Raw genomic sequence first — 25,488 nt, 5'->3', positions numbered from 1 at the left:
ACGTGAGCCTCGACGAGCATCCGAAAAGCCACTGGACGACGTCGTCTCTCCAACTCCGCGAAAGAACTGCTAGGCGAACTGGTAAAGCTTCACCGGATTGTCGACAAATATCCGTTGCTGCCAGTCCGCACGCCCAATCCAGCCCGCGATGATATCCAGCAGGTTCGCATCATCCGGCTTGTGAGTCTTCTCCGTCGGATGAGGCCAGTCGGTACCCCATAGCATCCGCTCCGGCGCCATACCGATCAGCGCTTTCGCGACGGGCGCAACGTCTTCATAGGCGGGCGCACCCGTCTTGCTATCGACGTACGGCCCCGACAACGTGATCCACGTATTGCCCTTTTCGACGAGGCGTTGCGCGGTACGCAATGCATCCGACCACAGCCCGCCCGGTTGCGGAACGTGCGCGATATGGTCGATGACAAGTGGACAAGGCAGAGCCGCCAGATAACGTTCGAGCTCCGGCAGCCGCGCGCCCTGCACGACCAGCTCGATATGCCAGCCGAGATTGGCAATACGTGCAGCAAGCGGCGCAAGCATGTCCAGCGTCGTCGCGCCCGGATAACTCAGGTTGAAGCGAATCGCGCGGATGCCGCCCCGATGCAGTGTCTGCAGTTCGTCATCGCTTACTGAACTATCGATGACGGCGACGCCCCGTGCCTGATCGCCGAATTGCCTGAGGGCATCGAGTGTGCAGCGGTTATCCGTTCCGTACGTCGACGGCGTGACGACCACGTTCCGCTTCACGCCGAGCCGCGACTGCAGGAGCCGATACTGACTGACCGTCGCATTCGGTGGACGAAGCGTCGTGCCCGGCGCAATCGGGAACCGGTCGTCGTAGATATGCATGTGACAATCGATGGCGCCTTCCGGCAGCTTAAACACTGGCCGCTGCGTGCCGCTCGACCATGTTTCTTCTGCCCCGGCCAGCCTTGGCAGCGTTGCCGACATTAGTGCAGCGCCAGCGAGCTGGAGAAATCCGCGCCTCGTTCCGGTCCTCATCCTCAGATGGCTCCCGTCTTCCCGGCAAGACGGCTTGCCGAACCGTTGCGCGTCAGGAGCAACAGCGTCGCGACGCTCACGAGTGTAAGAATGGCGAGCGGCATCAATGCCAGCGCGTAGCTACCCGTCGCCTCTTTCACCCATCCGTAGACGTTCACCATCAGACCGCCGCCGAGCAGGTTCGCGATCGCGTTGACGGTCGCAAGACCCGCTGCCACAGCGCTGTTCGACAGCATGTCGGTAGCCAGCGCCCAGAACGGGCCCTTGAAGGAATACGCGCCGACGAGCACCGCGCACAACATGCAGATCGTCGGCAGGAGTGAGCCGCTCAGCGACGTCGCGAACAGGCCCACACCGATCAGTAGCATTGGCACGACGGTGTGCCAGCGTCGCTCGCCCAGGCGGTCCGAGCGGCGCCCCCAGTAGACCATCAGAACGGAAGCCACCGCGTACGGAACCGAGTTCACCAAGCCCGTTTCCATGACGGAAAGACCAAACGACTTGAGCAGTTGTGGCTGCCATACCGACAGCGTGCTGCCCGCCGCCGACGCGCACGTATCGACGAGCGCGAGACATAACACATAACGATTGCGGAAGAGTTGCGCGAGCGGCAGCGACGGCACCTTCTTCGGCGCCTTGTGCTCGCTGACGAGCGCGTTGACGAGCCATGTCCGCTCGTCGTCGTCGAGCCATTTCGCGTTCTCCGGTTTGTTCGTCAGCAGGAACAGACAGGCAACGCCGAGCAACACGGTCGGAATGCCTTCAAGAATGAACAGCCAGTGCCAGCCGCGCATACCCCAGAAGCCGTCCATCTGCAGAAACAGCGCCGAAATCGGTGAGCCGATGAAGCTCGCGGCCGGAATTGCGACCATGAAGGTCGCCACGATGCGCGCGCGATACGACGCCGGAATCCAGTACGACAGATACAGCAGCACGCCGGGAAAGAAGCCGGCTTCGGCAGCGCCAAGCAGAAAACGCAGGATGTAGAACGTCGTCGCGTTATGCACGAGTGCGGTCGCCGTCGACACGATGCCCCATGTGATCATGATTCGGGCAATCCAGATCCGCGCGCCGTACTTTTGCAGCGCGAGATTGCTTGGCACTTCACAAAAGAAGTACGAAATGAAGAACAGACTGCTGCCGAACCCGAAGACCTTCGCCGACATGCCAAGGTCCTGATTCATCTGCAGAGACGCCATGCCCACGTTGCCCCGATCGATAAAGGCAAGCAGGTAGCACACCATCAGAAAGGGAATGAGTCGCCAGACGACCTTTCGTATCGTCCGGCGCTCGATTGCGGACTTGTCCATGAAACCAGTTTGCATCGTCGTCTCCGTTTATTGTGCGCCTGCGCGCTGATTCGTGAATCGCTGCCACGCAATGACGGCGATGACGCCGCTGGCAAGCACCGCTGCCATTGCTGCAAAGGTATGTCGTACGTCAAACGCTTCGGACGCGGTCCCGACGAGCAGATAGCCGAACGGCATCGTGCCGTTGTAGGCCATCCCGTACATGCCGACGAGCCCGCCGCGCACGTGTTCGGGACACTGCCGCTGGATGGTCGCGTTCGTCGACGTGGCCGCAAAGGTAAGGCTGAAGCCGAGCATGTAAAACGCCGGAACGGTGGCAGCCACCTCCGACGTCACGGCGAGCAGTGCGAGCGCGCCGACTGCCGTCCACGGCGCCCACGCGATGAATCGCCGCGACGCCAACGACCCGATTGCCGAAGAAAGCAGAATCGCCGCGCTCAACGAACCCGCACCGGCGCAAGCGAAAAACACCCCCGTAAAGCGCGCGGCGTCATGAAATCCCTTGTCCGCGAGCAGCGGCACGAGCGTCTGATAGCTGCCGGCGAACAGGCCGATGCAAGCAAGAATCGGCAGATAACGGGCGGAGAACGCATCGGACAACACGTAGCCGACCGCGTCGCGCAGGCTGCTTTCCGCCCGCGCAGGCCGCGCAGCAGAGGCTCTGATCGAACGCACGCACGTCCCCATGAAACAGAGCGCCAACGCATAAATCACGAACGATGTTCTGGGGCCGAGTGTCGGATAGACGAAGCCCGCAATCGTCGGGCCGACCATGCGGCCGACGTTGTAGACCATCGTGTTCATCGCGACGGCATTCGACGTATGAGCGGGATCTTCCAGGCTCGTGAGCAGCAGAACCTGGCGCGCGGGTGTTTCGATCGCACTCGACACGCCGATGGCGAGCGCATGCGCGAGGATCAGTTTCACACCGAGCACACCAAGCAGCGACAACGTGAAGAGGCTGACCGTGAGAACCAGCGAAGCCGTAAGCACGCACAGGGTCGCGCGTTTCGCATTGGCTGAACTGATCCGCGACCCGGCCAGCGGCGCGACGATCAGTTGCGGTCCGTAAAGCAGGAAGTTAAGCAGCGCGAGAATCGCCGCCGACCCCGACAGGTGATACACGAGCAGGTTGAGCGTGACGTTCTGCGTCCAGCTTCCAAGCACGGACGCGACCTGTCCGCCCAGATACCGGCGCAGCGACGCTTCCGCAAGCGCCGGAAAGAGCCTGCTGACGAAGCCGGTTTGTGCAGTCATCGTCACGACAGCGCCTTGCCGCGCGTTTCCGGCGCAAAAAACACGACCACAGCAGCGGCGATGAATGCGACGATGGTCGTCGCAAGTCCCAGCACGAAACCGCCTGGCGTCGACGCGAGCGCGCCGATGATCAACGGCGCGATAAAGCCGCCAAGACGGCCACCGTTATATGCGAGGCCCATCAAAAATCCGCGCGATGCCGTATCGCCGATGATCTCCGCGAGGAACGGTCCCGCGCCGGCGAAAATGCCGTTCACGCTGAAGCCAGTCAGGAAAATTGCGGCCATCAGCAGCAGCGCATCCGATGACAGGATGTACACGCCGACGGCGGCCGCCCCAACGAGCAGATAGGCAAGGAACATTGGCCGCCGGCCGAGCCGGTCGACGAACGCCGAGAACAGCAGAAATCCACTGATCGCACCGAACTGCAACGCGAGCACAAACTTCAGGCTATGCACGAAATCGAGATGCTTAACCGTGACGAGGAACGTCGGCGTCCACGTAAAGACGCCCCAGTACAGATACTGCAGGAAGAAGATGAACCCGAACGCCGTCACCAGTCCACGCACATTGAGCTTGTCGTGGCTTGCTGCGGCCATGCGTTGAACTGCCGACTTCGCCTGTCTGCGCTCCAGCCAGATCGGCGATTCAGGCGTTTTTCTCGCGACCCAGAACAGAATGAAAAACGGCAACGCACCGATCAGAAACAGCAGACGCCAGCTGTTTCCACCGAGTCCATCGTTCACGCCGCTGACGATGCCCGAGATCGTGATGGCGAGAATCGCGCCGATGGGCAAACCCATCTGCATCAGTGCCCCGCCCTTGCCGCGCCGGCTCGCCTGCCATGTCTCGGCAATGAGCGCGGCGCCCGCCGTCCACGTACCGCCCATGCCCAGCGCGCCAAAAAAGCGCAACGTCGCGAACCAGTGTTCGTTCGGTGCGAACGCGATCAGGCCGGAGAACAGCGAATAAATGCCGACGCAGAGCAGCGCGGTACGCACGCGCCCCAACCGGTCCGACACATAACCGAACAGAATGCCGCCGATGATCTGTCCGGCCGCCGTGATGCTCGTGAAAAGGCCAAGCTGCGCCTTGCTCAAGCCGAACTGAAGGGCCAACGTCGGCAGAAGAAGCGAAAGCAGGAACGAATCGTAGCTCTCGAACGTCCAGCCGAGTCCTGCAAGTGACAGCGAGCGCCACTCGGTACCCGTGATGCTTTTCAACCCTCTCGCTTGCGAGCCGTCCTTGAGTTCGGTCGTCGCAACCGTTGCGCTCGTTTTCATATTTTGTCTCCTGCAATCGCGAGGCGATAGGTCGCCGCCGCAGTCCGGCTGAAGAGCGCGGTCTTTTCATCGACGGACATCGCGGACGCGAGTCGTTTGAAGGCGTTCCACAGCACGCCGTAACTGAACATCCCTTTGTCGACGGGGAAATTGCTTTCGAACATGCAGCGATTCACGCCGAACAGTTCGATGCAGGTGTCGAAATAGGGCCTCCACGCAGACGCCAGTTCCTCAGACGAGGGCGGCAGCTCGCGCGTGGCGAAGTCGAAGCCGAACACGTTCATGCCCGCGCCGCCTAGCTTGATACGCGTGTTGGGCAGGCTCGCAAGCCGAGCGAGTTTCTGCTTCCATTCGGCATGCACAGCCGCGCGCTGACCTTCATGCGGACCCACGCCGAGCGGACCGCCAAAATGATCGATGACGACGGTCACTTCTTGTTCAGCACGCGCGAGTTCGTACAGATCGTCGAGTTGCGTGTGATAAACCCACGCATCGAGCGACAGCCGAAAGCGGCCGAGCGTTCTGACGCCCTGCCGGAACGCCGGATTCGTCATCAGGTCGCGTGGCGGCGTCACCGGGCTCGAACTCACCTCGGGACTCGCATGCCACGCGAGCGGATTGCGGATACCGCGCAGCCGGCCACCGGATACCTGCAGCATCGCTTCAAGCACGGCATCGAGTTCCGCGCCCAGCGTCAGATCCGCGCCACCGACGATCGCCTCGCAGCAGCGCGCCTGCCCATACGCGCCGCTTGCGAACATTGCAGCGACGCCAGTGGCGAACTCGACTTCGCCAACGGGCTTCATCGCATCCGGACCATCCTCTCGCAACATCGAACGGCATTGCACGTAGATCGTCGACACGACCCGATGCCCGCTGGCCACATCCCTTCCGAACTCCTCCGCGAGATACCGCCCGGTCTGGCGGTCCCACAGATGATGATGCGCATCGACGATGGCAAGCGCCGGTTCGAGCACCGGCTCGTCGCGAAGCGCGAGCCACTCGGGCCGGACGGGCAAATGAGGCGCGTGGACGATCTGCATGACTTCGCCTCAGAACTTCTGGCGCATGCCAATGACCACGCCCGTCTGGTTGTGTCCGGCTGCGACCGTTCCATACCCGTTCACGCCGAGCGCGGAGCCGTCCTTGTTGCGCGCGAAGCCCGCGGTCGCATAGACATCGGTGCGCTTGGAGAGCAGGTAGTCGGCGCAGAGCACAGCGAGCCACGGATCGGCGCCCGTCGAGTGGACGTCCTGGTAGTAGCCGGTAGCCGTCAGCACAAACGCCGGTGTGACGAAGTACTGTGCGCCCGCCCAGTAAAGATTCGCTGCGCTCGCTTCCGAGCCATTTGCAACGGCGATCGGGTTCACCGGCAGGAACGCATTCGACGCACGCAGATAGCGATAGCCCGCGAAGCCCTTCACCGGTCCAATCTGATACGAAGCGGCTGCCGTTGCGCGACGCTCAGTCCCCGTGTTGGTCGCGACCGTGTTGCTGTTGCGCTGCTCGTACGACACGCTTGCCGCGAACGGACCTTGCGCAAAGGTCAGCGCGCCACTGAAGAAGCGGCCGGTAATTTCCGCACCCGGCACTTCGGAGCCGTAACCCGTGTCGTAGCGCGTGCTGTACATCGCCTGTGCCGTCAGCGGGCCGAATACGCCCGTGTACTTCGCCGAGTTGTCGATCCGCGCAGCCATCGCGTAGTCGAGCGACAGAACCGAATATCGCGACGAAGCGCCCATCGGATCGAAGGCGACCGCCTGCTCGTAGAGCAGCGCGTTCTGCCGGCCGAAGGTCAACTGCTGGCCTTTATAGGCAAGCCCGACCCACGCCTGCCGGCCGAACAGCCGGGAGGTCGTAGCAGCGTTCGCACCCAGACCTTTGGTCGTTTGCGCAGTCGTGCCGTCATTGATGTTGAAGCCGTTCTCCAACTGGAAAATGGCTTTCATTCCGCCGCCGAGGTCTTCGACGCCCTTCAGTCCCCAGCGCGAACCAGACAGGTTGCCCGACACTTCGCGCGTTTGTGCGCCGCCAGCACTCGTATTGTTGATGTGCTCGATGCCAACGTCCGCAATGCCGTACAACGTGACGCTGCTTTGCGCATGCGCGGCGCCACAGGTCAGGCTCACGCCTGCGGCTGCGAGTGCGCCGAGCATCACGCGGGAATTCGTGTTGACGTTGTGGCTGGCTTTCTTGAACAGCATGGAGTCTCCAAACAGTGTTTATGGATTGGTTTTGAATGCGTGGATCACGCCTTGTGGGCCGAAGGCGCTTCGCCTGCGTCAGCGCCTGGATCGCCGAGCCAGGCGATGGTCAGCGCACCGAGCAGCAGCACACCCGAGACCGCGAGCAGCGGCACGGTGAAGCCGCCTGAGACCTGCTTGAGCGCGCCGATCATCGACGGACCGACGAAGCCGCCGAGATTGCCCACCGAGACGATCAGCGCGAGACCCCCGGCCGCGGCTCGCCCTGTGAGGAAGCTGGACGGAATGGCCCAGTACGTCGCCTGAAAAGCGAGAATGCCGCTCACCGTGAAGCACAGTGCGATCAGCTTGAGTACGGGCGTGTCGATGAAGGTGCTCGCGCACAACGCGACGGCCGCCACGACCAGCGCGCCAGCCACATACGGAATGCGGTTCTGCGAGCGATTCGCGACGCGTGCCCACCAGAGCATCACGACCGCGCCGATTGCGTAGGGAATCGCTGTGAGCCAGCCGACGACCGCGTGCTCGACGCCGAACTGCTTGATGATTTGCGGCATCCACAGACCGACGCCAAGCGAGCCGACAATGCCGCAGAAGTTGATGAACGCGAGCACGAACACGCGCCAGTTGGTCATCGCGTCGCGCAGGTTGCTGCCGTGTCGCGCGCCAATGTCGCCCTGTTCGAGCGCGAGGCGCTTCGCAAGCGAGGACTTCTCTTCGTCGCTCAGCCACTTTGCCTTTTCGGGACGGTCGGCCAGCACGAACAGACAGGCGATGCCGAGCATCACAGCCGGTACACCCTCGATCAGCAGCAACCACTGCCAGCTGCGAAGCCCGTGCAAACCGCCGAGTTCGAGCAGCGCGCCTGAAACGGGCGACCCGATCATGTTCGCAACGGGAATGCCGACGAGAAACGCAGCCGTCACCTTCGCGCGCCACTTGCCCGGAAACCAGTGCGTGAAATAGAGGTAGATGCCGGGCGTGAAGCCTGCTTCGGCGAGACCGAGCAGGAACCGCGCGGCGGCAAAGCTCTTCGGGCCGACAACGAACGCTGTCGCCATCGAAAAGAGACCCCACGTGATCATGATGCGTGCGATCCACACGCGCGCCCCGACCTTCTGCATGATCAGGTTGCTCGGAATCTCGAAGAGGAAATAGCCGACGAAGAAAAGCCCTGCACCGAAGCCGAACTGCTCGGCCGTCAGGCCGAGATCCTTGTTCATCGTCAGCGCGGCGAATCCGACATTGGTCCGGTCGAGATAGCTGATGACGTAGCAGATAAAGATGAACGGCAGGATTCGCCGGAATGCCTTGGCGAGGGTGCGCTCGCTGGCGGCGTAATCCTCGCTCGCAATGCCGGGTACGGGCTGCGCTTGTGCGTGGCGCGTGGCGCCGTCGGCGCGCAGGGTGTGCGACATGGTCATGTTTGCTCCTCCATCGCGCTTCTGTCGGCGCGACGTATTGATGTATGGCGGGCACTCAGGCCCGCCAGGCGATCAGACGGTCGGCTTCGCCCGCTTGGGAAGCGGCCCGGCAATCGTCATGTCGGCTTTGAGAACTGTTCCCGAAATGGATTCGGTCATGAACAGCGTCTTCATGTCCGGCCCGCCGAAACACAGATTGGTGAGCGAAGCGCCTTCCGGGCTCGTCAGGATTTCCACGGGTTCGGCGCGATGGTTCAGCACCCACGCACGGCCGAGCCCCGGGTTCGCGACGAAGAGGCGACCTTCGGTATCGATGGTCAGTCCGTCCGGACCGCTCGGACCGTAGGACGTGAAGAACTGCCCGACCTTGCTGACGGAACCATCGGCCTGAAGCGGCACGCGCCACACGCAGTTGCCGCGCGTCATGCCCACGTATAGAACCTTCTCGTCAGGCGACAGCACGAGTCCGTTGGGGCTCGGGCAGTTGCCGAGCAGCATGTCGAGCTTGCCGTCCGCCGACAGCCGGTACACGCGCCCCGTCGGATCATGCAGCCCCGTCTGCCCCTGATCGGTGAAGTAAAGGTTGCCGTTCGAATCGAACGTGAGGTCGTTCACGCCCCTGAAGCGCTCGGAATTGCGCCGCTCGAGAAACGGACGCACTTCGCCGCGCACGATGTCGAGCAACATCAGTCCGTTGCGATAGTCGGTGATGAGCAGATGCGAATCGTCGAAGCGCTTCATCCCGTTCGGCTCGCCGTCGTATTGCACGACGAGTTCCCACTCGCCCAGAGGCGAAATCCGGAAGACGCGGCCGTGCGGGATGTCGGTCACGAACAGATAGCCGGCTGGATCCCACACGGGGCCTTCGAGAAACGAGTCCGTGGCGAGGCCGCCGCGATTCGCACGTGCCCAATCGGTCTGAGCTTCGGGTTTGCGGAACTTCTCCGGCATACGCGCGAAAACTTCGGCTGTACGTACTTCGGGCGAGAGGAGATAGAACATGATGGACCTTCTCTTGCGAACTTCAGGCTGCGTTGCGGGCGTGTTCTTCGACCACGGCGAGCACATTGGCGGCAGCACCCTTCCCCATGTTCACGTACGCGGCATCGCTCACACCGCCGATATGCGGCGACAGGATGGCGTTCGGGATCTGCTGGAACGGATGCGGATTCGTCATCGGTTCGACGTCGAAGCTGTCGAGGCCAGCGCTGCGCAACTGGCCGCTTGCGAGTGTCTCGGCGAGCGCGGCTTCGTCGATCAGACCGCCACGCGCCGTGTTGACGAGAATCGCGCCGGGCTTGAAGCGCGCGAGCGTGTCGCGGTTGAGCATCTGACGGTTCTCCGACGTCAGTGGGCAATGCAGCGAGACGATGTCCGATGCGGCGTAGAGATCGTCGAGCGACACCAGCTTCACGCCAGCAGGCGCTTCTTTCGCGTACGGATCGAACGCGAGCACGTTCATGCCGAAGGCGGAGCCGATCGCTGCCACGCGTCGGCCGATCGCGCCAAGGCCGACGAGGCCGAGCGTGCGCCCATCCAGTTCAACGGACTTATGAGTGGATTTGTCCCAGTGACCTTCACGCATGCGCGCATCCAGTTGCGGCACCGATTTGGCGCACGCGAGGATCAGCGCCCAGGCGTGCTCAGCCACGGCGGCGGCGTTGGCTCCGACGGCTGCGCGCACTGCGATACCGCGTGCGGCTGCCGCCGCCTGATCGATCACGTCAATCCCGCTACCGTGCTTCGAAATCACCTGCAGGTTGCTGGCGGCGTCCATGATGCGGGCGTTGACCTTGCCGTATCGAACGATGATCGCCACAGGCTTGTGCTGCGCGCACAGCGCGACGATGTCGTCTTCCGTAGGCTGCTTGCCCGCGAACACGACGTCGAACCCGGTGAGCATGTCGAGCGCTTGCGGCGCGAGATCCGCGGCCGTCACGAGGACGACTGGTTTATGCGAAGCCGCTTGCATCACAGTGCCTCGCCTTCGGCCAGCATGCCGACTGCGCGCAGCTCTTTCTCGATCCATCCCGGACGCACGTCACCCTTGTGGATCGCCGCAATACGCGCGGTCTCCATGTCGAGCTTTTTCTGCGCGAGTTCGATGATGCGCGCGACGTCGTTGCGCGGTATGACGACCACGCCGTCAGCATCGCCGACGATCAGATCACCGGGGCTGATGGCAGTATCACCGGCCGAAATCGGCGCATTCACCAGGCCCGCGACGCTTTTGGTCGGGCCGCACGGATTGAGGCCCGCCGCGAAGATTGGATAGTCGCCGTTGGCGAGCTCATGCGCGTCGCGCACGGCGCCGTCGATGATGATGCCCGCGATGCCGCTCGCTTTTGCCTGCGTCGCCATGATTTCGCCGATCAATGCGCAGGAGAGATCGCCCTTCCCGTCGACGACGATCACGTCGCCCGGCTTCGCGATGGACAGCGCCGCGTGAATCGCGAGGTTGTCGCCGGGACGGACTTCGACCGTAACGGCGGGACCCGCGACTTTCATCGTCGGCGACAGCGGCTTGACCCGGCCATGAAGCGTGCCGCGGCGGCCTGCAACGTCAGCGAGGATGGCAGCCTGATATCGGGCGGCTGCCTCGACCAGTTCCGGCGACACGCGTTCAACGTTGCGATTGATGGCGGAAGTACCTGCGGATGTCGTGCTCATGGATTTCACCTCAGTTCGAGAGTTTTACTCTGTACAACAATAGTGTACTGTGTGAAATCACTATAGCCAGTGAGGCCGCGTGCGGCCACTGGCGTTTACCCTTTTACGGTATAAACCATCGTTTTACTGTGTAAAATGGTGCGGAACGAACGACGGGAGGCGGGAATGGGAAACGATGGAGTTGTCGCAGTCGAAAAAGCGCTGTCGCTGCTGGACTGCTTCAAGCCGGGGGCTGAATCGCAGTCGCTCGCGATGCTGTCGCAAGCGTCCGGCATGCACAAGACGACGGTTTATCGACTGATGAACTCGCTGGAGCGAATGGGTTATGTCGTGCGCGCGCAATCAGGCAACTACTCGCTCGGACATCGCGTGCTCTATCTTGGCAAGCTGTACGAGCAGTCGTTCCATCTGTCCACAGTGGTGGAACCGGCGTTACACGCGCTGGCGGCGCTGACAAAAGAAAGCGCATCGTACTATGTTCTTGATAACGGTCAGCGGCTTTGCCTGTTCCGGGTCGAGCCATCCGAAGGTCTGCGCGAAACCCGGCTCGCGGGAACGACGCTTCCGCTCGACGACACGGCTATCAGCCAGGTGATCCGTTTCTGGGGACTCGGGGAGCCGATCTACGACGAGCCGCCTGCACTGCCGATCTTCACGGCGGGCGCACGCGACGTGCACACTGCCGCGTTCGCGCTACCGGTTTTTGGCGCGGGCGACAAGTTCATGGCGGCACTCACCCTTTCGGGCCCTGCGTCCCGGCTGAGCGCGGCACATGCGTCGGGCGAACTGGACCGGCCGCAACTGGACGCGGCCGCTGATTTATCGCGGAAGTTGGGGGCGAGTGCCGGATTCTGCGAGAACGTCTACAGCACGTGATCGCCGGTTTCGTAGGACAACCGTTCAGTTCAGCGCGTCGTTCGCGCGATGGCTGTAGATGCGCTCGCAGAATGCTGCGCTGGCGCCCAGCCGACGCGACAGGTCGATCGCGGCACCGACATGCCGTGCGACCGACGAACCGTCGGTGCGTGCCGCTTCCAGACTCGATGCCGCGCCCGAAAGGGTGAGTGCCGCCATGAACTGGTCGCCGGCGCCGAAGATGGGCATGGCGGAGGCAGCCGTATGCGCATCGCGCGCACCGGACTTGAATATCGGTAGAGACGGCGTGCGATCGAAGACGGGTTCCCTGAGTCCCCAGTACCGCAGGACGTCGCTTGTGGGCGTGCTATCGAAGTCCCGTACATCGCCAGGAACGCGCGTGATACGCAAACCCTCCGCCGGGTCGACCCGGAACAAACACAGCCATCGGCCGCGCTCGACCACCGAGTATGACGCGCTTGCACCCGTCGCAGCAGCAAGCTCGTGCAGGATCGGCTCAACGACGGCCGACAGGCGAAACGACTGCTCGTAGAGCTTGCCGAGATAATGCACCCGATGCCCGAGCGAATACACGCCTTCACCAGACCGAACGACGTAACTCATGCGTTCGAGCGAATTCATCAACCGGTAGACGGTCGTAACAGGTATGCCTGTCGCCCTGGCGAGCTCTGCCAGTGACAACGACTCCTTGCCCGGCTGGAAGCAATCGAGCAAAGACAAGGCTTTTTCTACGGCTGCAACGCCCGTGTTGCTCAATGACGTCTCCTCGCTCCAGCAGTTCTATGGATTTTCCGGCGCATCCCAGTCATGCATTTTACAGACAGAGCGATTGCGTATTTCTGCATGGCTGACACGTTCCTTCGATTTATCCGCAGACCAGTGTCAACGCAACAGCCGTCGTTCAAGTGACCGTGTGTTCAGTCAAGCGAATAACCGAAACTGGCCGAACGGGTCAGATCGCCAACAGCCGCATATTTCGTATTTCAGCTCGATAGACTTCGATTTGGCTTACTGACCGGTTCGGGGAAAGTTATCTGACCGGAGTGGGTCGGGAGTGCGCCCTTCCGACTGGCCGCTTTCCAGCGATAAGTTTGCGATCCTCAAAAATGTTCATATACGTGTACGGGATGAATTCGCTTGCTGGATTGTCACCAGCCAGGGACTTCCCGTCGACCGACTTGTCGGCGATCCGGGGGGCCACCGTCGAATGCCCAAAACTGGCCGCACACTGCCTGACTCATCGGTGTCGTACGCTCGCCTATGGCAGGGGATTTGCGGGAGGCATACGACCAGCTGGTCGGACTTTCAACGCCGTCCACGTGCATTCATTTCGCAACCGGTTGCCTTTGGCGACTCACGGGGCCAGGCGGGAGTTATCTGATACAGCAAAAGCTACCCACTGTAGGCGGCGACAAAGTTCGCCGAGAGACTCCACAAACCGCTCGCGCGACGATGGTGACCAAGTTGGTCCAGAGCGCAGAGCGAGATGCGCAGAACCCACAGGGTCATTCGTGAGAGTGACCTCCAAACTATATTCTTCGCCATTCGTGAACACTCCCGTTGCGACGCCCGGAAATGTGGCGTCAAAGAATTGACGCACGCACTGCAGATCGCCCAAGGGGCTTACTTCCCGAATTTCGTTCAAGCTTTCCGCGTCGTGGCCCGCAGGTTTAACGACGATGATGTCAATACTCATTGACGCTCCATTTGCACGAGTCAGCAAGCGGATTCGAACATCCGGGGCGATTGTCGACAATCTATGCACGAATGTCGAAGGACCGCTCGTGGCCGATCAGGTGAGGTCGCCAGCGGCCGCTTAGTGGCACTCCATTTGACGCCGTTCAAAACACGCCTTTGACCGCTTCGTGGCCCATCTGGTAATTCTGGTTAGTCAGATACGGGTTCCGGTTCACCAATGGTCGCGCAAACAGCGGATGACGCAAACTCCTGACTTCATGTTCCAGTCTGAAGCACTGGGCCCCGCTCACAGGATCGATGAGATCGGCGAAGCGAAACTGATGGGTCTCTTCTCCGTAGGCCAATCCACGTCCCGCGAGCCGTGCATGAGGTTCCGAGAAATTGGCAACATAAATCTGAATATGGTGCCCATCGTATTCCTGGCTTGCCGTGGGCGTTTCCGCGTAGATGAGTTGCTGATGCCCACCGACTGCCACCACGGCGTGTGTCGATCCGTTGTGTTCACGCACGTCAGCTGATGCTGCTAACATCTCGCGATAGAACGCAGCAATCGACGCCGTGCAGCCCACGGGTACGTCGAGTTGAACATACGCGATACCAAGGTCGATGCGTGACCACGGGTCACTTGCCGCACGCGCACCGGGGTCGAGGCAGTCGTAACGATTGCCCCACGGACACGTCACTTCGACGCGGTCGTCCCGTTCAGTCCACCCGAACTTGCTGTGTACGAGCAGTGGCTGCACGGCCCGCAACCTCTCGATCAGCGCCCCGCGCGTGCCCACGATCAGCCCGACATGTCCGCGCAACCGCTGAGCCTCGCCTTGCGGCAAGTGGATTTGCGAGCGACCGATATTGATCCACATGTTCGTCACGCCCGTCATCAGATAAGGATCGCGCGTCAACCCTAGTGCGCTCACGTAGAACACTGTCGCGAGACGCTGGTCCGGTATGGTGAGATTGACATGCTCTAGCAGCACGAGATTGCCCGTATCTTCATGTGTGTAATCGGAACGATCCATCTGGGGTCCTCGGCAGGTTGATGCGGTAGAGCAAACATACACCACATGCGCGGCGCTGGCCGTCTCGCTGTTGGCGTCCGATCGTCCGGAAACTCGATGTGCCGGATGTCTTCGAGAACGAGATGTAGGACACCGCACCCGGCACCGCCACCACGCCGACGAACATGAGCCCTAGTAGCCGCGAGAGTGTACCGAAGAGGCTGTCGTTAGACGCGTACAAACGCACGCCGTTGGAAAACACGAGTTGCAGGCGCAGCAGGGGAATGCGCTGTCGGACACCGTTCGCGAGCAGCACGAACATCTCAATCCCGTCGCCACGATACTATTGGTCGTTCCCTCCGAACTCGTACACGTAGCGAACGTGTCTCTGGCGCGCGACAGGACGCGCTCAAAGGCCAGCGTCCTGTCGCGCAGACGGAGAGGAGAGATCCGTGAGATTTAACGACGGCCACTCGATCAGCGCGGAAGCTCGTCAACCACAACACAACTCATCCCCCTCCTCCACTCGCATCGGTTCCCGCACTGAACACGCCACAGGTCGCAGGACTCAACGCAGCGCAGCGGTAGTAACAAAATTAGTTGTGCGAGCGGCAAATCCGTTGACGCGTCAGGAAATGTCCGCATCTGAAGGGTCGGATAGCCCCAAATTATGCTCCCTTGCGCGTTAGTCCGTCAGTTCGTGTCAACCGGCAGCAGAATCATTTGTCGTGCGGCTCGCTCAGAATGCCGAGGCGCTCTCGTTCGGCCTTCAGTATTAGCCTCAGCCGGTATAACGCGACCAGGCTACCGCCAGCTTCGTCCTTCCACGCGCGATCAATCGATTGCCGGTAAAGCTCGATGTCATCGATCAACCGCCGGTACCGCTCGACCTCCAAAACAAGTCGCCTGATTTGCGTCTGTTCATAGTCCTTCCATATCCGGCGTAGCTCGTCCTGCGAGACAGTTTGAAAAGCCGGTAACGCGCGCTTTTGCTTCATCCGGTGCCGGTTTCGTTTTCTGTCATCTGCAAGCGTCGTATCGCCGAGCGCTACGACCCCAACCGAGCAACGCAGATGGCGTGGATGCCGTGAACAATCGGCGACGAGTAGTTCAACTTCCATCCATCATCGAAAAGATCCGGGAGGTGCTGATCCGCTTCGCGCAAAAGTTCGATCGTCCAGACCGTCGCCGCAATCTGTACGGAAACGTGTGCGAGTTGCGCGCTTTCGAGCCAGTCCGGCGCGGCGTCATGGACCATCGCCCACAGGTTCTTGGCGTCAACAAGATGATCGGTTCGAAGCCAGTCGCCCGTTCTCGCTCGCGCGATCAGTTGCGCGACGACAAGGTGGCAGAGCAGGTCGGCGCGGTTAGGTTCATCCAGCTTGACGGTCATAGCGTCGTCCCTCATAGCAACGGAGCCTGATCCTCTTCCGGTGCGTTTGCGGCCGGTTTCCGAGGGGGAAGCGGGTACGCTTCCGCACGCATCGCGTCCGCTGGATAGAGCTGCAGGAACGAACGCGCTTCGTCCGTCGTCTTGCACGACAGCCAGTCCGCGTAGCCGGCAGGCGGCACAATCACGACAGAACGTTTTTCGTCGCCAGGTTTGTGAAAACGCTTCATCAGCGGATGCTCGTCGGCGTTGAGGGTGAGCATGGTGAACGCGAGTGAGAGCGAACCGTCAACTTCTTTCCACTGTCGCCACAGCCCGGCAATCGCAAGCGGCTCGCCATTGGCCGCGCCGATCTTCCAGCGCACGGGCTTGCCTGTTTCGTACGAGGGCTCGAAAAAAGTAAGACATGGAATTAACGCAAGTTGCAGGTTCTTCCACGCGCTGCTGAAGCTGCGCTTCTGGTCGATCGATTCCGAGCGCGCATTCATCGTATCGAAGACCTTCACGCCCGGCAGGATATGCCGTCGAGGCACGATGCCGAACGAGGCGGGCACCGTTTCGAAACCGGTCTCCGCGCGCCGCAAGACTGGCGCGTAATAGTCCTTGTAGATCTCGCGTCTGTACTCGAACTGCGGAACGGGGAACAGGCTGAACACGTCCCACGCGTCATTCGGGTTGGCTTCGTACGATGTGCACATGCGCGCCTCCTGTCGGGCCTCCATGATACCGTCGATGCCATATACTGTACAAATATACAGTATCGATATGCCATGAGCGCTAATCCTTCCCTACTTCCGGAATCCATCCACCCCTCTGGCGGGCAAGCCAGTTGGCCCGTAGTTGCGGGGACCTTCTGAAACAGGACGATCGCCCGGACTTCAGCGAGCTGGCCGCTACGCGTTGTTGTGCTATTATTGTGCGTAAAATGTGCGTGGAGCCTCTCGATGAACACGGAATCTGTGACTGCCCGCCCCAACGCGGGCCTGGGCTTTGACCAGTTCATGGCATCGCTTCGTGACCCGGACAGCCCGGCGCCGATTGTCTCGGCCCGACGCTTCGGCGAGGCGTTGCATATTGACCTGCAAACCCTCGCCCAGCAGGCGCATGTTCATCGCAACACGCTCAGCCGGCAGCCGGCCTCAGAGAGCGTCCAACGCTTCCTGCGGGAAGCATTGAGGGTGATCCGCGCCGCAACGGACATCTCTGGCGACGTCAATCAGGCATTATTCTGGTACAGGAATGAGCCACTGCCGGTCTTCGACTACAAGACGGCTGAACAGTTGGTGTCGGATGGTCGGACTGACGACCTGCTTCGCTATATTTCGTCTCTCGAGGCGGGCGCGGCCGGATGATCCTCACAGCGCTAACGAAGGTGACGGCGTACCGCATGCATGTTCCCAGGTGGGCGGTTGCGCCCACGAGCGGCGCGGGCGCCGGCAAGCACGGCGGACGGGCCAATCGTATCGGACTTAACGCCCTTTACCTTGCTCTCGATGTCAACACGGCGGTGAGGGAGTACCAGCAGATATCCCCGTTGATGCCCCCCGGCACGCTTGTGAGCTATCAACTGACCGTCGATCCGATTGTCGACTTCACGAACGGGTATCACGCCGAAAAATGGCTCCCTATCTGGGAAGACTTCTATTGCGACTGGCGTGGTTGCTGGTTCAACCAGCGCATTGAGCCACCAAGCTGGATTATCGGTGACGAGGTGATCGCGGCCGGTGCGAAAGGCATTCTGTTCAGATCACACCTGTCGCCGGACGGCGTCAACCTTGTCGTCTACGTCGATGAGCTGGAGGCAGCAGACCGTCTTGATGTGTACGATCCGCAACGCGCGCTTCCGCAGAACCAGTCGTCCTGGACATAACCGCCGGGCGGTGGACGGTCGGTGTTGCAATCTGCGATAAGACTCTGGATCGCCCACCGAGACGCTCCTGGCGCACATATCCTTCCAATGTCTTCGACAGGAGTGGCGGACTGGAGCTTGCGGGGCAGGCAGCGAAAACTATCGCGTAACTTCGCCCCGCTACCGGTGACGTTTGGGTGGCACGTCAGGATTGTGATGTGCGCGATTCTCCAGCACCCGCCGATATCGGTCGTTATCCAGTTCCAGGCGATCAACCCGTTCGCGCAACTGCTGGTTCTGCGTGCGCAGAGCTTCGGCTTCAGCAAAAACCTGCAGCCGCACGGAATCGTTCTGCGCCTTGAGAAATTTTTCGGTACGGGCTAGCCGGCCGGCCGCCCGGGCCAGCGACGCTACGTCTCGGCCCGACATCGCGATGGTCTCGTGCAGATCCGCGAGCATCGCATTGACGTGGGTCCCGGCAAGATCGCGTGCCGCCTGCGCGGCGCCAAGCTCCCTGCGCAGTTCACCCATTTCCTTCTCGAGTTGACGGACCCGTGCGTGCGCATCTTCAAGTGTCATCGTCGCCAGTTGCAGATGGTGCCCCGCTGCGCGCCCTCCTTTAGACAGCACTCCATGCCGGGCAACCGGCCCGGGAACCGATGCGACACCCTCACGCAGGATGTCGTGCATCAGCGGTGCGAGCGCGCTGCGTAGTGCGTCGGCGTCAACCAACACGGGGCACGCGTCGCGCTGCTTCGTTCGCTTCGGCACCGCGGCCGACGGTACCCCGACTGCGCCGGCGATCACCGCACAGCGCGCCGCGACCGGAACCAGCGCACCCGCTTCGGCCGCCGCTTTAACCGCGCCGTGCTCGAGCGCCTGCGCCCGCAGCACGGCGGTCTGGATCGTCGAGGTGCTTGGCCGCCGGACGACACTCACCCGTGGCGCGAGGTCACGCAGAAGACGCCCGTAAGTCATCGCGCCGTAGACCCGACCCGTGATCACGCGCACCGCCGCGATCAGCCCATCCAGAAAACGCGCGTTGTCCTGCGGGACATCCCGGTTGAGCGCGGCGAGCGCATCCATGATCGCGCGTAGTTGCGCGTCATCCCATTCGATGCGGGGGCGGCCCATGTGGGCGCGTTCAGAACAGCGACGCCTGGCGCGGATCGCGCGCGGGCGGCCGCGATGTGGTGGCCCCCTTGCGCTGGCGCGCTGACGCGCGACGCGTCACGACACGCCGCAGATGCGCGACCAGCGACACCATCTGCGTGCCGACCGTGAGCGTAAGTGCGAAAAGACCAATCTCGCCGGGCGCGCTCGCGCGACATGCACGTAGTGACGGACGTAGCACCATGCGCCGCGCCCGGGCCACGAGTTGCCCACGGCTCATGCCGGGCCAGCACTCGGAGACGAACTGCCGCACAGTCGTGGGCAGTGACTCGGGCGCCGTGTCACCGGGCAGCGCCAGCGCAACGAGTTCAAATGCATCGGCCATCGTGAATCGGACTCCCTTACTGTGACGTCTTGTACGCTCGCGCGGGACGGATGCAGCGAGCCACACAGCGCGCGGTATGCACCGCCATCGCCCGCATTTGGGGCATTGTGCCATACGCAGAGGTATAAATACGCTGATATTTATACCTTTCGAATTACGCCATCACGATCTACCCAATCCGCAGGTTGCAATCGGCAAAAGGTGAGCTAGAATCAGGTGCATTCTTCACCACGGAATCGCTCACCATGCAAATGGAAAGCTGGGTCGGAACCATCGAGCGTGAGTGGCATCAGTTGCGCCGCGCTGACCCCACACTGGATGTCGAAAAGTTCTCCCGCCACGTGATTGCGGCAAACAAGACGGGATTCCTGTCGCCAGAGTCACTCGCCGCCATCGCCAACGCACTGCTCATCAGTCCGCTTAACCGGGCACCCTATCTGGGCCGCTGGTTGCTCGAGCGCATTGGCGCGAACCGCCATCCGGCATGGCGAATGGCAATGGCCATCTCCCTCGTCACACCTACCGGAGGCGACGCAGACTTTGTGCGAAGTAACGTGATTTTCGAAGACGTGATGAAAGATGAGACTGCGGACGGTCGCCTGCGCGGCATGGCCGCTGCCGCGCTGGCCGACAGTGCCCGGCTCGGCAGAGGCATGCAGGTGGACGTGAGCCGGGCGCGCTCGCTCTATGAACAGGCCATTGATCTTGGGCATAAAGCTTCCGCGCTCAATCTGGGACTTTTCTGGGAGGGCGTGTGGGGTGCAGAAGATGGGAGCGTCGTCCCGGATCGCACAAAGGCTATGCAGTACTATCGGCGCTGCGGTGATGACAAACATTGCCAACGCCGTCTGGAAGCGCTGCGTTAAGGCGTGACCGTCTGCAAGTCGCTCCGGTGCAACAGGGCGGCCCTTAACGTGATCGGATGGAACGTCGCCTCTTCTATAATCAGAAAACGCAGATAATCCCCTTCGTATGGAGTCCCAGTTTATGAGTCAAGCCCGCGGGCGATATGCGGGATCCAGGGACAGCGGCCAACGCCATCCTCGCCGCGACAATCAATCCGAGCCAAACCGGCAGGGACAGCCGTACGCGAAGACGCCTCCCCGCGACTCCGCCCAGACCGCCTCCATTTTCAAAACACGATCGTTCCAGTTTCTGGTCGATGCCGTGGGCGCAGAGAATATCGCGATCGCACTTGAATCGAACATGACGCGCGTGGGTGAACTGATGAAAGGCGAGCGGTTCACACCCGAGACTGCGTTTCATATGGAAACCACGCTTGGATTACCGCATGGATTTTTTGACCAGCCCAATCCGGGACTCGCGGCCGAGACGATTGCTCGCCTGAAGTCACCGCTCGACTTCATTCAAGCGGACGACGGATCCGACGTGGAACCGGAAGCACTTCAGCCGGCTTCTGCCCTGAACGTCGATACGCAATCAATTCCTGAAAACAGTTTGTCCGAGGAAGTGCACATGCCCAAAAAAGCAGCTGGCGGGTCACCCAGAGCCAGCAGGAATAGTCGAAGCGAAATGCCCGAACAGCCAGCAACCCGCGCGCCGCTTAAGGCTCCGTCTTCGAAACGCAAAGCGTCTTCCAGAACGCCCGAACAGCAACCGCTGGCATTGAACGACATCGCCGAGGTAGAGAGCATCCGACGCGCGAATCTCCGCCTCCTCACAAGTCGAAACGGATCTAAGGTGAAACTAGGCGTTGTCATGGAGATGAGTGGATTCAACATCGCCGATCGCCTGCATGGCAAGAAGCGCATGGACAGTGTTGAAGCAATCCGGTTCACGGAGCGGCTTGGTTTGCCGGCCGGCTGGCTGGACACGCCGCACACCGAAGCCGAGATTCCAGAGTCGGTGTCACAGATGCTGACGCCTGCTTCGCGCGGCCGCGCCTCCCCCCAATCAAACGTCCCACTTGCAGCTGCTAACGACAAAGGCTCACCGGGGATGAAGTCCGCAAGGGCGAAGGCACACGCCGAGCGCGCGCATGCGGATGCCGTGGATGATCCGGCACGCCTCTCGCCTGTTTCGGCGGACGCTGCAGAAGAGCAGAAAACGACCGTCGTCAGCCCGCAAGTGCATATCAATGATTTCCCCGGGGATTCTGGCGGTCACGTACTGGGTGCCAGCGATGGCCAGGCCTCCGCAGCCTCACCGTCAGCTCGTGAGTCGCTCCCTGCCTCCGCGACACTGCAACAACACCCGGCATCGCTTCCGGTAGCGTCTGTCACCAGCCTCGACAACCTTCACGGCATTGAACCGATAGCAGAAGCATTGATCAAGACGCTGGCAGGTAAGGCACGCACCGGTCGACTGGATGAATTGAAAGCGCTGGAACTTTTGCAGCAGGCGATCCTGTTGTGAACGGGTGGTAGCGTGCCAGCCCGCCTTCTCCTATCACGCGTAAGCGCGTCGAGGTAGTCGGGCTGGTACGCAGAAAATCGCTCCCGTGGGAGTCGACGATCGACTATCGATCCCGCCGCTGACCGGTCGTGAGTGCCGACCTATCGGGAATGGTTATGAATCGGATCATCTGCCGCGGCGACAGGAAGCAGCTGTTACGGCGACTTGCGGACTCGCCGCAGCATCAGGTGATGCAGCCACCGTCGACCTCCTGATTGGCGGGTCTCATTCCGGCGTGGTACAAAGTCACCCGTCGTGGGCGGTCGCTATGTGCCGTACCGCGTTCCCGACAGCGATTTTCAACGTCTACAGGTTTAAGAATGGCAACTGGTACAGTGAAATGGTTTAACGATGCGAAGGGCTTTGGTTTCATCACGCCGGACGAACGGGGTGAAGACCTGTTCGCTCACTTCTCCGAGATCAAGACGGAAGGCTTCAAGTCATTGCAGGAAAACCAGAAAGTAAGCTTCGACGTCAAGATGGGACCGAAGGGCAAGCAGGCCGCAAATATCAAGCCGGCGTAACAGGCAATCGCATCATCCTGTCGCAGAAGTCGCCTCGCGCGAATCACACCTCGCGTGCCCAGCGTAGCAGGAACCCACGAAGGTGATGGCGTTCCGGGTTCCGTGACACGCGCAGGACAGACAGGCGCTGCCCGGACCCGTCACTCCGCACATCATCACCATGGGGGAGCCCGTGAACTATCACTGCGGGTGCAGGCACTGCCATATTCTGGTGCAGTCCGCAGCACGGTCGCTGTCGATGCGTTCGTCGTCCCCGCCATTCCTCTCGCCTCCAGTTCCGCTTTTCGCCGCGTTCACTCGGACAAAGCGCCATAAATACGCGCGGCCTCTCAGACATCAATCCACTCGATGCTCTGCCTATAAGTCCAGTGACTCTGCTCGCCGCGCACGTCGCGCACCACGGCGTTGACGTCTGTCCAACGGTTATCCGCACGTCAAACCCGCGGTGCTGATGTACATCGGATCCATCCGACACGAGTCGCGTGCGTACCCGACCTTCGCCGTACCCTCCGATGACACAGATCGAAGATGTGTCGATCCACGGCAATAAGGATCCGAGCAAGGTGCGCAAGATCTGCGCGAGCACGCCTCAGTTCATCGCCCGGCTGACAAGCATCGATAACGCCTCGGGGCTTGTCGACTCCAGCTCCTGCCGGCTCTCAAACTCGACGACATAACCGAGGACACAACCGTGCTCGTCCCGGGGATAAATGCGCATCACGAAATGCCCCCTCACACATGGGCAACCTGCGACACCGCATCCACCGTCCGGTGGACTCGTCGCGATCATGCCTTTGACGGGCACCTGCGCACCCTCGTCGATCACTCCGTCTTCGGGTACGCCATCAAACTGGATGATTTCCACTATCGGCATTGGTCTTTCCGGCAAGGGTTAGCGGATGTCAATCAAGGGACCCGCGATCATCCGATACATCGCTATATCTACCTAGCACGCGAACGATATTCCATCAGACGCGTGAGCTTGTGTTCAACACTTCGTCATGGACACTCAAAAGGTGCCGCCAGGACAGCTTCGGTCTGGCCGGTCACATTCCTGAACCCCATGACATGGAGTGCGCATGAGATTTATCAGAAAAGTCTGGTCGTTTTTCTTTCCATCGGGCGCTGAAGTAATCACGATTCTCGGCATCGCATTAACGGTGTCGGCAGTGAGTTGTAGCTGTTTTATTCTGTGGCTGTGGATAGTACACACGCCGGAATCGCTGACAACAGACGGCGCAGCACGTACGACCTGCCTGAGCCGCTGCGAGCGAACATGTAGCCCGAGCGCTGGCTAGCGCCGTCGCAATCAGCAGATCACAGAACTGAGCAGCCATCCGTTTGCCAATTTCGATCCTATAGTCTTCTTGAGGATATTTGGAGCTCGTATCTCGACCCGCTCAAGTAAGAGCGTGAAGCGACCGATGTTCCTCATCCGGTGGCCACGTTCAAGAGACAAGATCTGAGCCACCAGCTGCATTGCGCCCATGCCAGGGATGGTCTGGGCGTCAACTCCCTATCGCACTTCTCGGTGCCGGTGGCCCCACTATTACGTCGACAACCAAACTTCTCCCACTGCCATCGCAGCTAACCGAAGCAACGTACGCCTGGCGCGATAGCGACGGTCCTGATCGTGTGTCCAGTCAGTGTTCGACTTCTTTCAGGTTAGCCAGACGGCTCCCCATAGCATCGATCATCGTCTGACTATGATGCGCTATCACCGAGATTGGCTCGTGAGCATCGAACTTGGTCGTCGTGCGCACCGCTTCGCGTCATCGAGGTGAGCGGTCGAGAGCGTTAGGATTCTTCGTGGTAAGTGATATGAATCGGGATCCGGCTCGCCATCAGATGGTGAAGCAGATCGCGCCTTGCGTGATGCGAGCGCGCCCTTACGCGATCAGCAGATCCTCCGATATCGCGCGGCACGCACACATTTTGACCAGAACTTTCCGAACTCGCCTTCCCGGCCGAGCCAGCACGGCCCTCTGTCTAAAGATCGCCTTGATGGCGAAGCCAAGAGAATCGCGTAAGAGAGCAGCCCGTTAGTTGCGCTTCGAGTCGCCCTGAATTTGAACGCGTGACGCCTCAACAAACGTATCAAACAGTCCACGACAACCACCCTGCGCCCAGGATGTGGCCGCTTCTCCCCTCAATCCCGCGCCTCATCCTGTACCTTCTTTGGTCATCGCGTCCGCACGGCTGCGTCATCCAGACGGCGCCAGGCAACACTCTTCCCATCGCATCGGAGGCCCTGCGGCCGCGCCATCAAGATCACCCGCGCGTCCAGTTTTTCCCACAGTGGCACAAACTGGACAGTTCGGATCATTGATAAGGAGAAGTTCCATGTCAGCGCACGCCACATCACAATTTTATGGCATGACCTGCGGTCTGCACGGCAGCCGTCATCAGGGGGTGGCTAGCTGGCAGACGGCCGTCCGCGCGGTCTTTACGGGTGCATTGTGCCGGCGCGAGCCTGAGTGAACGCTTCCGGGGCACCGCGCCTCCGAAGGAAATATTGCACTCAAGTCCGGGGGTATTGACTAGATGAACTACCCGACATGCCTATATTTTCACCGACCGACGCGAGACGCAGGTCCGGCATAGGTTGCTGCAAATGCTTGAGGACCGACTTCGCCTCGACTGCTTTTTTCGGACCGTCGCGTTTGATCACTGGAAAGCAACCGGAGCCGTGGTCACAACTGGTTGCGCAACCTCCGCTAGCCGTGCACGCCCCTGGGCCCCCTAGTCTTACTGTGTCATAAAATAAAGGCGTCTTCCCAGACTTCGGCAGCATGGACACGCGTCGAGCCCGGCGACCAGCCGGACCGTAAGTTCGTAGCGGATGGTGGCAATCGAGTCAGCCGTGTGGCGCTGTGCGCGCCGGACTTCCCCGCGCAATGTAATCGTCGGGAACTGCAGGTGTCTGGCGTGCTGCGAAGTTTTTTTTGGCGCTGACCGGGGTACCGGTAGCGAGACGCTCTGAGAGCAGGAACCCGTAGGCCGCGATCGCCAGTGCGGCGTGGTGGTGAAACCCACGCCATCCCCGGCCTTCGTAGTGTCCCAGCCCCAGCTCCTGCTTCAGATCCTGGT

The 25,488-nt window shown here is 61.0% G+C and carries 26 protein-coding genes and 1 pseudogene; 6 read left to right on the top strand and 21 right to left on the bottom strand.

Annotation, left to right across the window (positions count from 1 at the left end):
- Positions 1-69: 69 nt before the first annotated feature.
- The 10 genes from BLT65_RS44470 to BLT65_RS44425 form a co-directional block, all read right to left on the bottom strand.
- A complete protein-coding gene (locus BLT65_RS44470) occupies positions 70-1,002 on the bottom strand; it encodes an amidohydrolase family protein (protein ID WP_091790450.1) in 933 nt (310 codons plus the stop codon).
- A 2-nt stretch (positions 1,003-1,004) separates the two neighbouring features.
- The gene (locus tag BLT65_RS44465) at positions 1,005-2,327 is read right to left on the bottom strand and encodes an MFS transporter (protein WP_091790449.1); all 1,323 of its coding nucleotides are present in this window, start codon (positions 2,325-2,327) and stop codon (positions 1,005-1,007) included.
- Between the two features lie 12 nt (positions 2,328-2,339).
- The gene (locus BLT65_RS44460) at positions 2,340-3,569 is read right to left on the bottom strand and encodes an MFS transporter (RefSeq protein WP_091790448.1); all 1,230 of its coding nucleotides are present in this window, start codon (positions 3,567-3,569) and stop codon (positions 2,340-2,342) included.
- Between the two features lie 2 nt (positions 3,570-3,571).
- The gene (locus tag BLT65_RS44455) at positions 3,572-4,852 is read right to left on the bottom strand and encodes an MFS transporter (protein ID WP_091790447.1); all 1,281 of its coding nucleotides are present in this window, start codon (positions 4,850-4,852) and stop codon (positions 3,572-3,574) included.
- Positions 4,849-5,895: an amidohydrolase family protein gene (locus tag BLT65_RS44450; protein WP_091790446.1), complete on the bottom strand. Its 1,047-nt coding sequence runs from the start codon at positions 5,893-5,895 to the stop codon at positions 4,849-4,851. The genes BLT65_RS44455 and BLT65_RS44450 overlap by 4 nt, the downstream gene beginning before the upstream one ends.
- A 9-nt stretch (positions 5,896-5,904) precedes the next feature.
- Complete coding sequence (locus tag BLT65_RS44445; protein WP_091790445.1) at positions 5,905-7,056, bottom strand: porin; 1,152 nt, start codon at positions 7,054-7,056, stop codon at positions 5,905-5,907.
- A 44-nt stretch (positions 7,057-7,100) separates the two neighbouring features.
- Positions 7,101-8,480 (bottom strand): MFS transporter, encoded by a 1,380-nt coding sequence (locus BLT65_RS44440; RefSeq protein WP_091790444.1) that lies wholly within the window; start codon positions 8,478-8,480, stop codon positions 7,101-7,103.
- 72 nt (positions 8,481-8,552) lie between these two features.
- Positions 8,553-9,482, bottom strand: coding sequence for an SMP-30/gluconolactonase/LRE family protein (locus BLT65_RS44435; RefSeq protein ID WP_091790443.1), 930 nt, complete (start codon positions 9,480-9,482; stop codon positions 8,553-8,555).
- A gap of 22 nt (positions 9,483-9,504) precedes the next feature.
- Complete coding sequence (locus BLT65_RS44430; protein WP_091790442.1) at positions 9,505-10,452, bottom strand: NAD(P)-dependent oxidoreductase; 948 nt, start codon at positions 10,450-10,452, stop codon at positions 9,505-9,507.
- Positions 10,452-11,150, bottom strand: coding sequence for an RraA family protein (locus BLT65_RS44425; protein WP_091790441.1), 699 nt, complete (start codon positions 11,148-11,150; stop codon positions 10,452-10,454). The genes BLT65_RS44430 and BLT65_RS44425 overlap by 1 nt, the downstream gene beginning before the upstream one ends.
- Positions 11,151-11,315: 165 nt before the next feature.
- On the opposite strand from BLT65_RS44425, the gene BLT65_RS44420 reads away from it, so the two are divergent.
- Positions 11,316-12,026 carry an IclR family transcriptional regulator gene (locus BLT65_RS44420; RefSeq protein ID WP_091790440.1) on the top strand — a complete coding sequence of 237 codons (711 nt, stop codon included), beginning with the start codon at positions 11,316-11,318 and terminating at the stop codon, positions 12,024-12,026.
- A gap of 24 nt (positions 12,027-12,050) precedes the next feature.
- Here BLT65_RS44420 and BLT65_RS44415 read toward each other — a convergent pair whose 3' ends face one another.
- The 7 genes from BLT65_RS44415 to BLT65_RS44390 all read right to left on the bottom strand — a co-directional run bounded on the left by BLT65_RS44415 (position 12,051) and on the right by BLT65_RS44390 (position 16,810).
- Complete coding sequence (locus BLT65_RS44415) at positions 12,051-12,782, bottom strand: IclR family transcriptional regulator (protein ID WP_091790439.1); 732 nt, start codon at positions 12,780-12,782, stop codon at positions 12,051-12,053.
- Between the two features lie 598 nt (positions 12,783-13,380).
- Positions 13,381-13,722, bottom strand: coding sequence for a hypothetical protein (locus BLT65_RS46950; protein WP_143036705.1), 342 nt, complete (start codon positions 13,720-13,722; stop codon positions 13,381-13,383).
- A 145-nt stretch (positions 13,723-13,867) separates the two neighbouring features.
- Complete coding sequence (locus tag BLT65_RS44410; RefSeq protein ID WP_091790438.1) at positions 13,868-14,743, bottom strand: VOC family protein; 876 nt, start codon at positions 14,741-14,743, stop codon at positions 13,868-13,870.
- Entirely contained in the window at positions 14,718-15,044 is a 327-nt protein-coding gene (locus BLT65_RS46945; RefSeq protein WP_143036704.1) for a hypothetical protein, read from the bottom strand. Before BLT65_RS46945 ends, BLT65_RS44410 begins: the two co-directional genes overlap by 26 nt.
- Before the next feature lie 397 nt (positions 15,045-15,441).
- Positions 15,442-15,720, bottom strand: coding sequence for a hypothetical protein (locus tag BLT65_RS44400; RefSeq protein ID WP_091790436.1), 279 nt, complete (start codon positions 15,718-15,720; stop codon positions 15,442-15,444).
- Between the two features lie 50 nt (positions 15,721-15,770).
- Positions 15,771-16,115, bottom strand: a complete 345-nt coding sequence (locus BLT65_RS48275) for a hypothetical protein (RefSeq protein ID WP_244187075.1) — start codon at positions 16,113-16,115, stop codon at positions 15,771-15,773.
- Between the two features lie 11 nt (positions 16,116-16,126).
- Positions 16,127-16,810 (bottom strand): SOS response-associated peptidase, encoded by a 684-nt coding sequence (locus BLT65_RS44390; protein WP_091790435.1) that lies wholly within the window; start codon positions 16,808-16,810, stop codon positions 16,127-16,129.
- 246 nt (positions 16,811-17,056) lie between these two features.
- Between BLT65_RS44390 and BLT65_RS44385 the strand changes: the two genes are divergently transcribed.
- Positions 17,057-17,464, top strand: coding sequence for a DUF2384 domain-containing protein (locus BLT65_RS44385; protein ID WP_091790434.1), 408 nt, complete (start codon positions 17,057-17,059; stop codon positions 17,462-17,464).
- The gene (locus BLT65_RS44380) at positions 17,461-17,982 is read left to right on the top strand and encodes an RES family NAD+ phosphorylase (RefSeq protein WP_091790433.1); all 522 of its coding nucleotides are present in this window, start codon (positions 17,461-17,463) and stop codon (positions 17,980-17,982) included. The genes BLT65_RS44385 and BLT65_RS44380 overlap by 4 nt, the downstream gene beginning before the upstream one ends.
- 159 nt (positions 17,983-18,141) lie before the next feature.
- Here BLT65_RS44380 and BLT65_RS44375 read toward each other — a convergent pair whose 3' ends face one another.
- A complete protein-coding gene (locus BLT65_RS44375; protein ID WP_091790432.1) occupies positions 18,142-19,095 on the bottom strand; it encodes a hypothetical protein in 954 nt (317 codons plus the stop codon).
- 10 nt (positions 19,096-19,105) lie between these two features.
- On the bottom strand, positions 19,106-19,459 hold the full coding sequence (locus tag BLT65_RS44370) for a hypothetical protein (protein WP_091790431.1): 354 nt from the start codon (positions 19,457-19,459) through the stop codon (positions 19,106-19,108).
- 245 nt (positions 19,460-19,704) lie between these two features.
- Here BLT65_RS44370 and BLT65_RS44365 point away from each other — a divergent pair, with 245 nt between their 5' ends.
- The 3 genes from BLT65_RS44365 (at position 19,705) to BLT65_RS44355 (ending at position 22,398) form a co-directional block, all read left to right on the top strand.
- A complete protein-coding gene (locus BLT65_RS44365) occupies positions 19,705-20,325 on the top strand; it encodes an SEL1-like repeat protein (RefSeq protein WP_091790430.1) in 621 nt (206 codons plus the stop codon).
- 121 nt (positions 20,326-20,446) lie between these two features.
- On the top strand, positions 20,447-21,835 hold the full coding sequence (locus tag BLT65_RS44360; protein WP_091790429.1) for a hypothetical protein: 1,389 nt from the start codon (positions 20,447-20,449) through the stop codon (positions 21,833-21,835).
- Positions 21,836-22,194: 359 nt separating this feature from the next.
- A complete protein-coding gene (locus BLT65_RS44355; RefSeq protein ID WP_091790428.1) occupies positions 22,195-22,398 on the top strand; it encodes a cold-shock protein in 204 nt (67 codons plus the stop codon).
- Between the two features lie 589 nt (positions 22,399-22,987).
- On the opposite strand, the gene BLT65_RS44350 is transcribed toward BLT65_RS44355, so the two are convergent.
- Complete coding sequence (locus BLT65_RS44350; protein WP_091790427.1) at positions 22,988-23,272, bottom strand: hypothetical protein; 285 nt, start codon at positions 23,270-23,272, stop codon at positions 22,988-22,990.
- A 1,983-nt stretch (positions 23,273-25,255) separates the two neighbouring features.
- Positions 25,256-25,488, bottom strand: a pseudogene (locus BLT65_RS44345) (IS701 family transposase); the annotation flags it as partial.

The sequence above is a fragment of the Paraburkholderia steynii genome (genome assembly GCF_900100565.1).
Classification (GTDB): domain Bacteria; phylum Pseudomonadota; class Gammaproteobacteria; order Burkholderiales; family Burkholderiaceae; genus Paraburkholderia; species Paraburkholderia terrae.
The sequence above is the reverse complement of the archived record's forward strand: the minus strand, read 5'-3'. Positions and strand labels throughout refer to the sequence as shown.

Coding starts and splice junctions, on each gene's coding strand:
- BLT65_RS44470 (WP_091790450.1), bottom strand. CDS start 1,002: ATGAGGACCGGAACGAGGCGCGGATTTCTCCAGCTCGCTGGCGCTGCA.
- BLT65_RS44465 (WP_091790449.1), bottom strand. CDS start 2,327: ATGCAAACTGGTTTCATGGACAAGTCCGCAATCGAGCGCCGGACGATA.
- BLT65_RS44460 (WP_091790448.1), bottom strand. CDS start 3,569: ATGACTGCACAAACCGGCTTCGTCAGCAGGCTCTTTCCGGCGCTTGCG.
- BLT65_RS44455 (WP_091790447.1), bottom strand. CDS start 4,852: ATGAAAACGAGCGCAACGGTTGCGACGACCGAACTCAAGGACGGCTCG.
- BLT65_RS44450 (WP_091790446.1), bottom strand. CDS start 5,895: ATGCAGATCGTCCACGCGCCTCATTTGCCCGTCCGGCCCGAGTGGCTC.
- BLT65_RS44445 (WP_091790445.1), bottom strand. CDS start 7,056: ATGCTGTTCAAGAAAGCCAGCCACAACGTCAACACGAATTCCCGCGTG.
- BLT65_RS44440 (WP_091790444.1), bottom strand. CDS start 8,480: ATGACCATGTCGCACACCCTGCGCGCCGACGGCGCCACGCGCCACGCA.
- BLT65_RS44435 (WP_091790443.1), bottom strand. CDS start 9,482: ATGTTCTATCTCCTCTCGCCCGAAGTACGTACAGCCGAAGTTTTCGCG.
- BLT65_RS44430 (WP_091790442.1), bottom strand. CDS start 10,452: ATGCAAGCGGCTTCGCATAAACCAGTCGTCCTCGTGACGGCCGCGGAT.
- BLT65_RS44425 (WP_091790441.1), bottom strand. CDS start 11,150: ATGAGCACGACATCCGCAGGTACTTCCGCCATCAATCGCAACGTTGAA.
- BLT65_RS44420 (WP_091790440.1), top strand. CDS start 11,316: ATGGGAAACGATGGAGTTGTCGCAGTCGAAAAAGCGCTGTCGCTGCTG.
- BLT65_RS46950 (WP_143036705.1), bottom strand. CDS start 13,722: ATGAGTATTGACATCATCGTCGTTAAACCTGCGGGCCACGACGCGGAA.
- BLT65_RS44410 (WP_091790438.1), bottom strand. CDS start 14,743: ATGGATCGTTCCGATTACACACATGAAGATACGGGCAATCTCGTGCTG.
- BLT65_RS46945 (WP_143036704.1), bottom strand. CDS start 15,044: ATGTTCGTGCTGCTCGCGAACGGTGTCCGACAGCGCATTCCCCTGCTG.
- BLT65_RS44400 (WP_091790436.1), bottom strand. CDS start 15,720: ATGAAGCAAAAGCGCGCGTTACCGGCTTTTCAAACTGTCTCGCAGGAC.
- BLT65_RS48275 (WP_244187075.1), bottom strand. CDS start 16,115: ATGACCGTCAAGCTGGATGAACCTAACCGCGCCGACCTGCTCTGCCAC.
- BLT65_RS44390 (WP_091790435.1), bottom strand. CDS start 16,810: ATGTGCACATCGTACGAAGCCAACCCGAATGACGCGTGGGACGTGTTC.
- BLT65_RS44385 (WP_091790434.1), top strand. CDS start 17,057: ATGAACACGGAATCTGTGACTGCCCGCCCCAACGCGGGCCTGGGCTTT.
- BLT65_RS44380 (WP_091790433.1), top strand. CDS start 17,461: ATGATCCTCACAGCGCTAACGAAGGTGACGGCGTACCGCATGCATGTT.
- BLT65_RS44375 (WP_091790432.1), bottom strand. CDS start 19,095: ATGGGCCGCCCCCGCATCGAATGGGATGACGCGCAACTACGCGCGATC.
- BLT65_RS44370 (WP_091790431.1), bottom strand. CDS start 19,459: ATGGCCGATGCATTTGAACTCGTTGCGCTGGCGCTGCCCGGTGACACG.
- BLT65_RS44365 (WP_091790430.1), top strand. CDS start 19,705: ATGCAAATGGAAAGCTGGGTCGGAACCATCGAGCGTGAGTGGCATCAG.
- BLT65_RS44360 (WP_091790429.1), top strand. CDS start 20,447: ATGAGTCAAGCCCGCGGGCGATATGCGGGATCCAGGGACAGCGGCCAA.
- BLT65_RS44355 (WP_091790428.1), top strand. CDS start 22,195: ATGGCAACTGGTACAGTGAAATGGTTTAACGATGCGAAGGGCTTTGGT.
- BLT65_RS44350 (WP_091790427.1), bottom strand. CDS start 23,272: ATGCCGATAGTGGAAATCATCCAGTTTGATGGCGTACCCGAAGACGGA.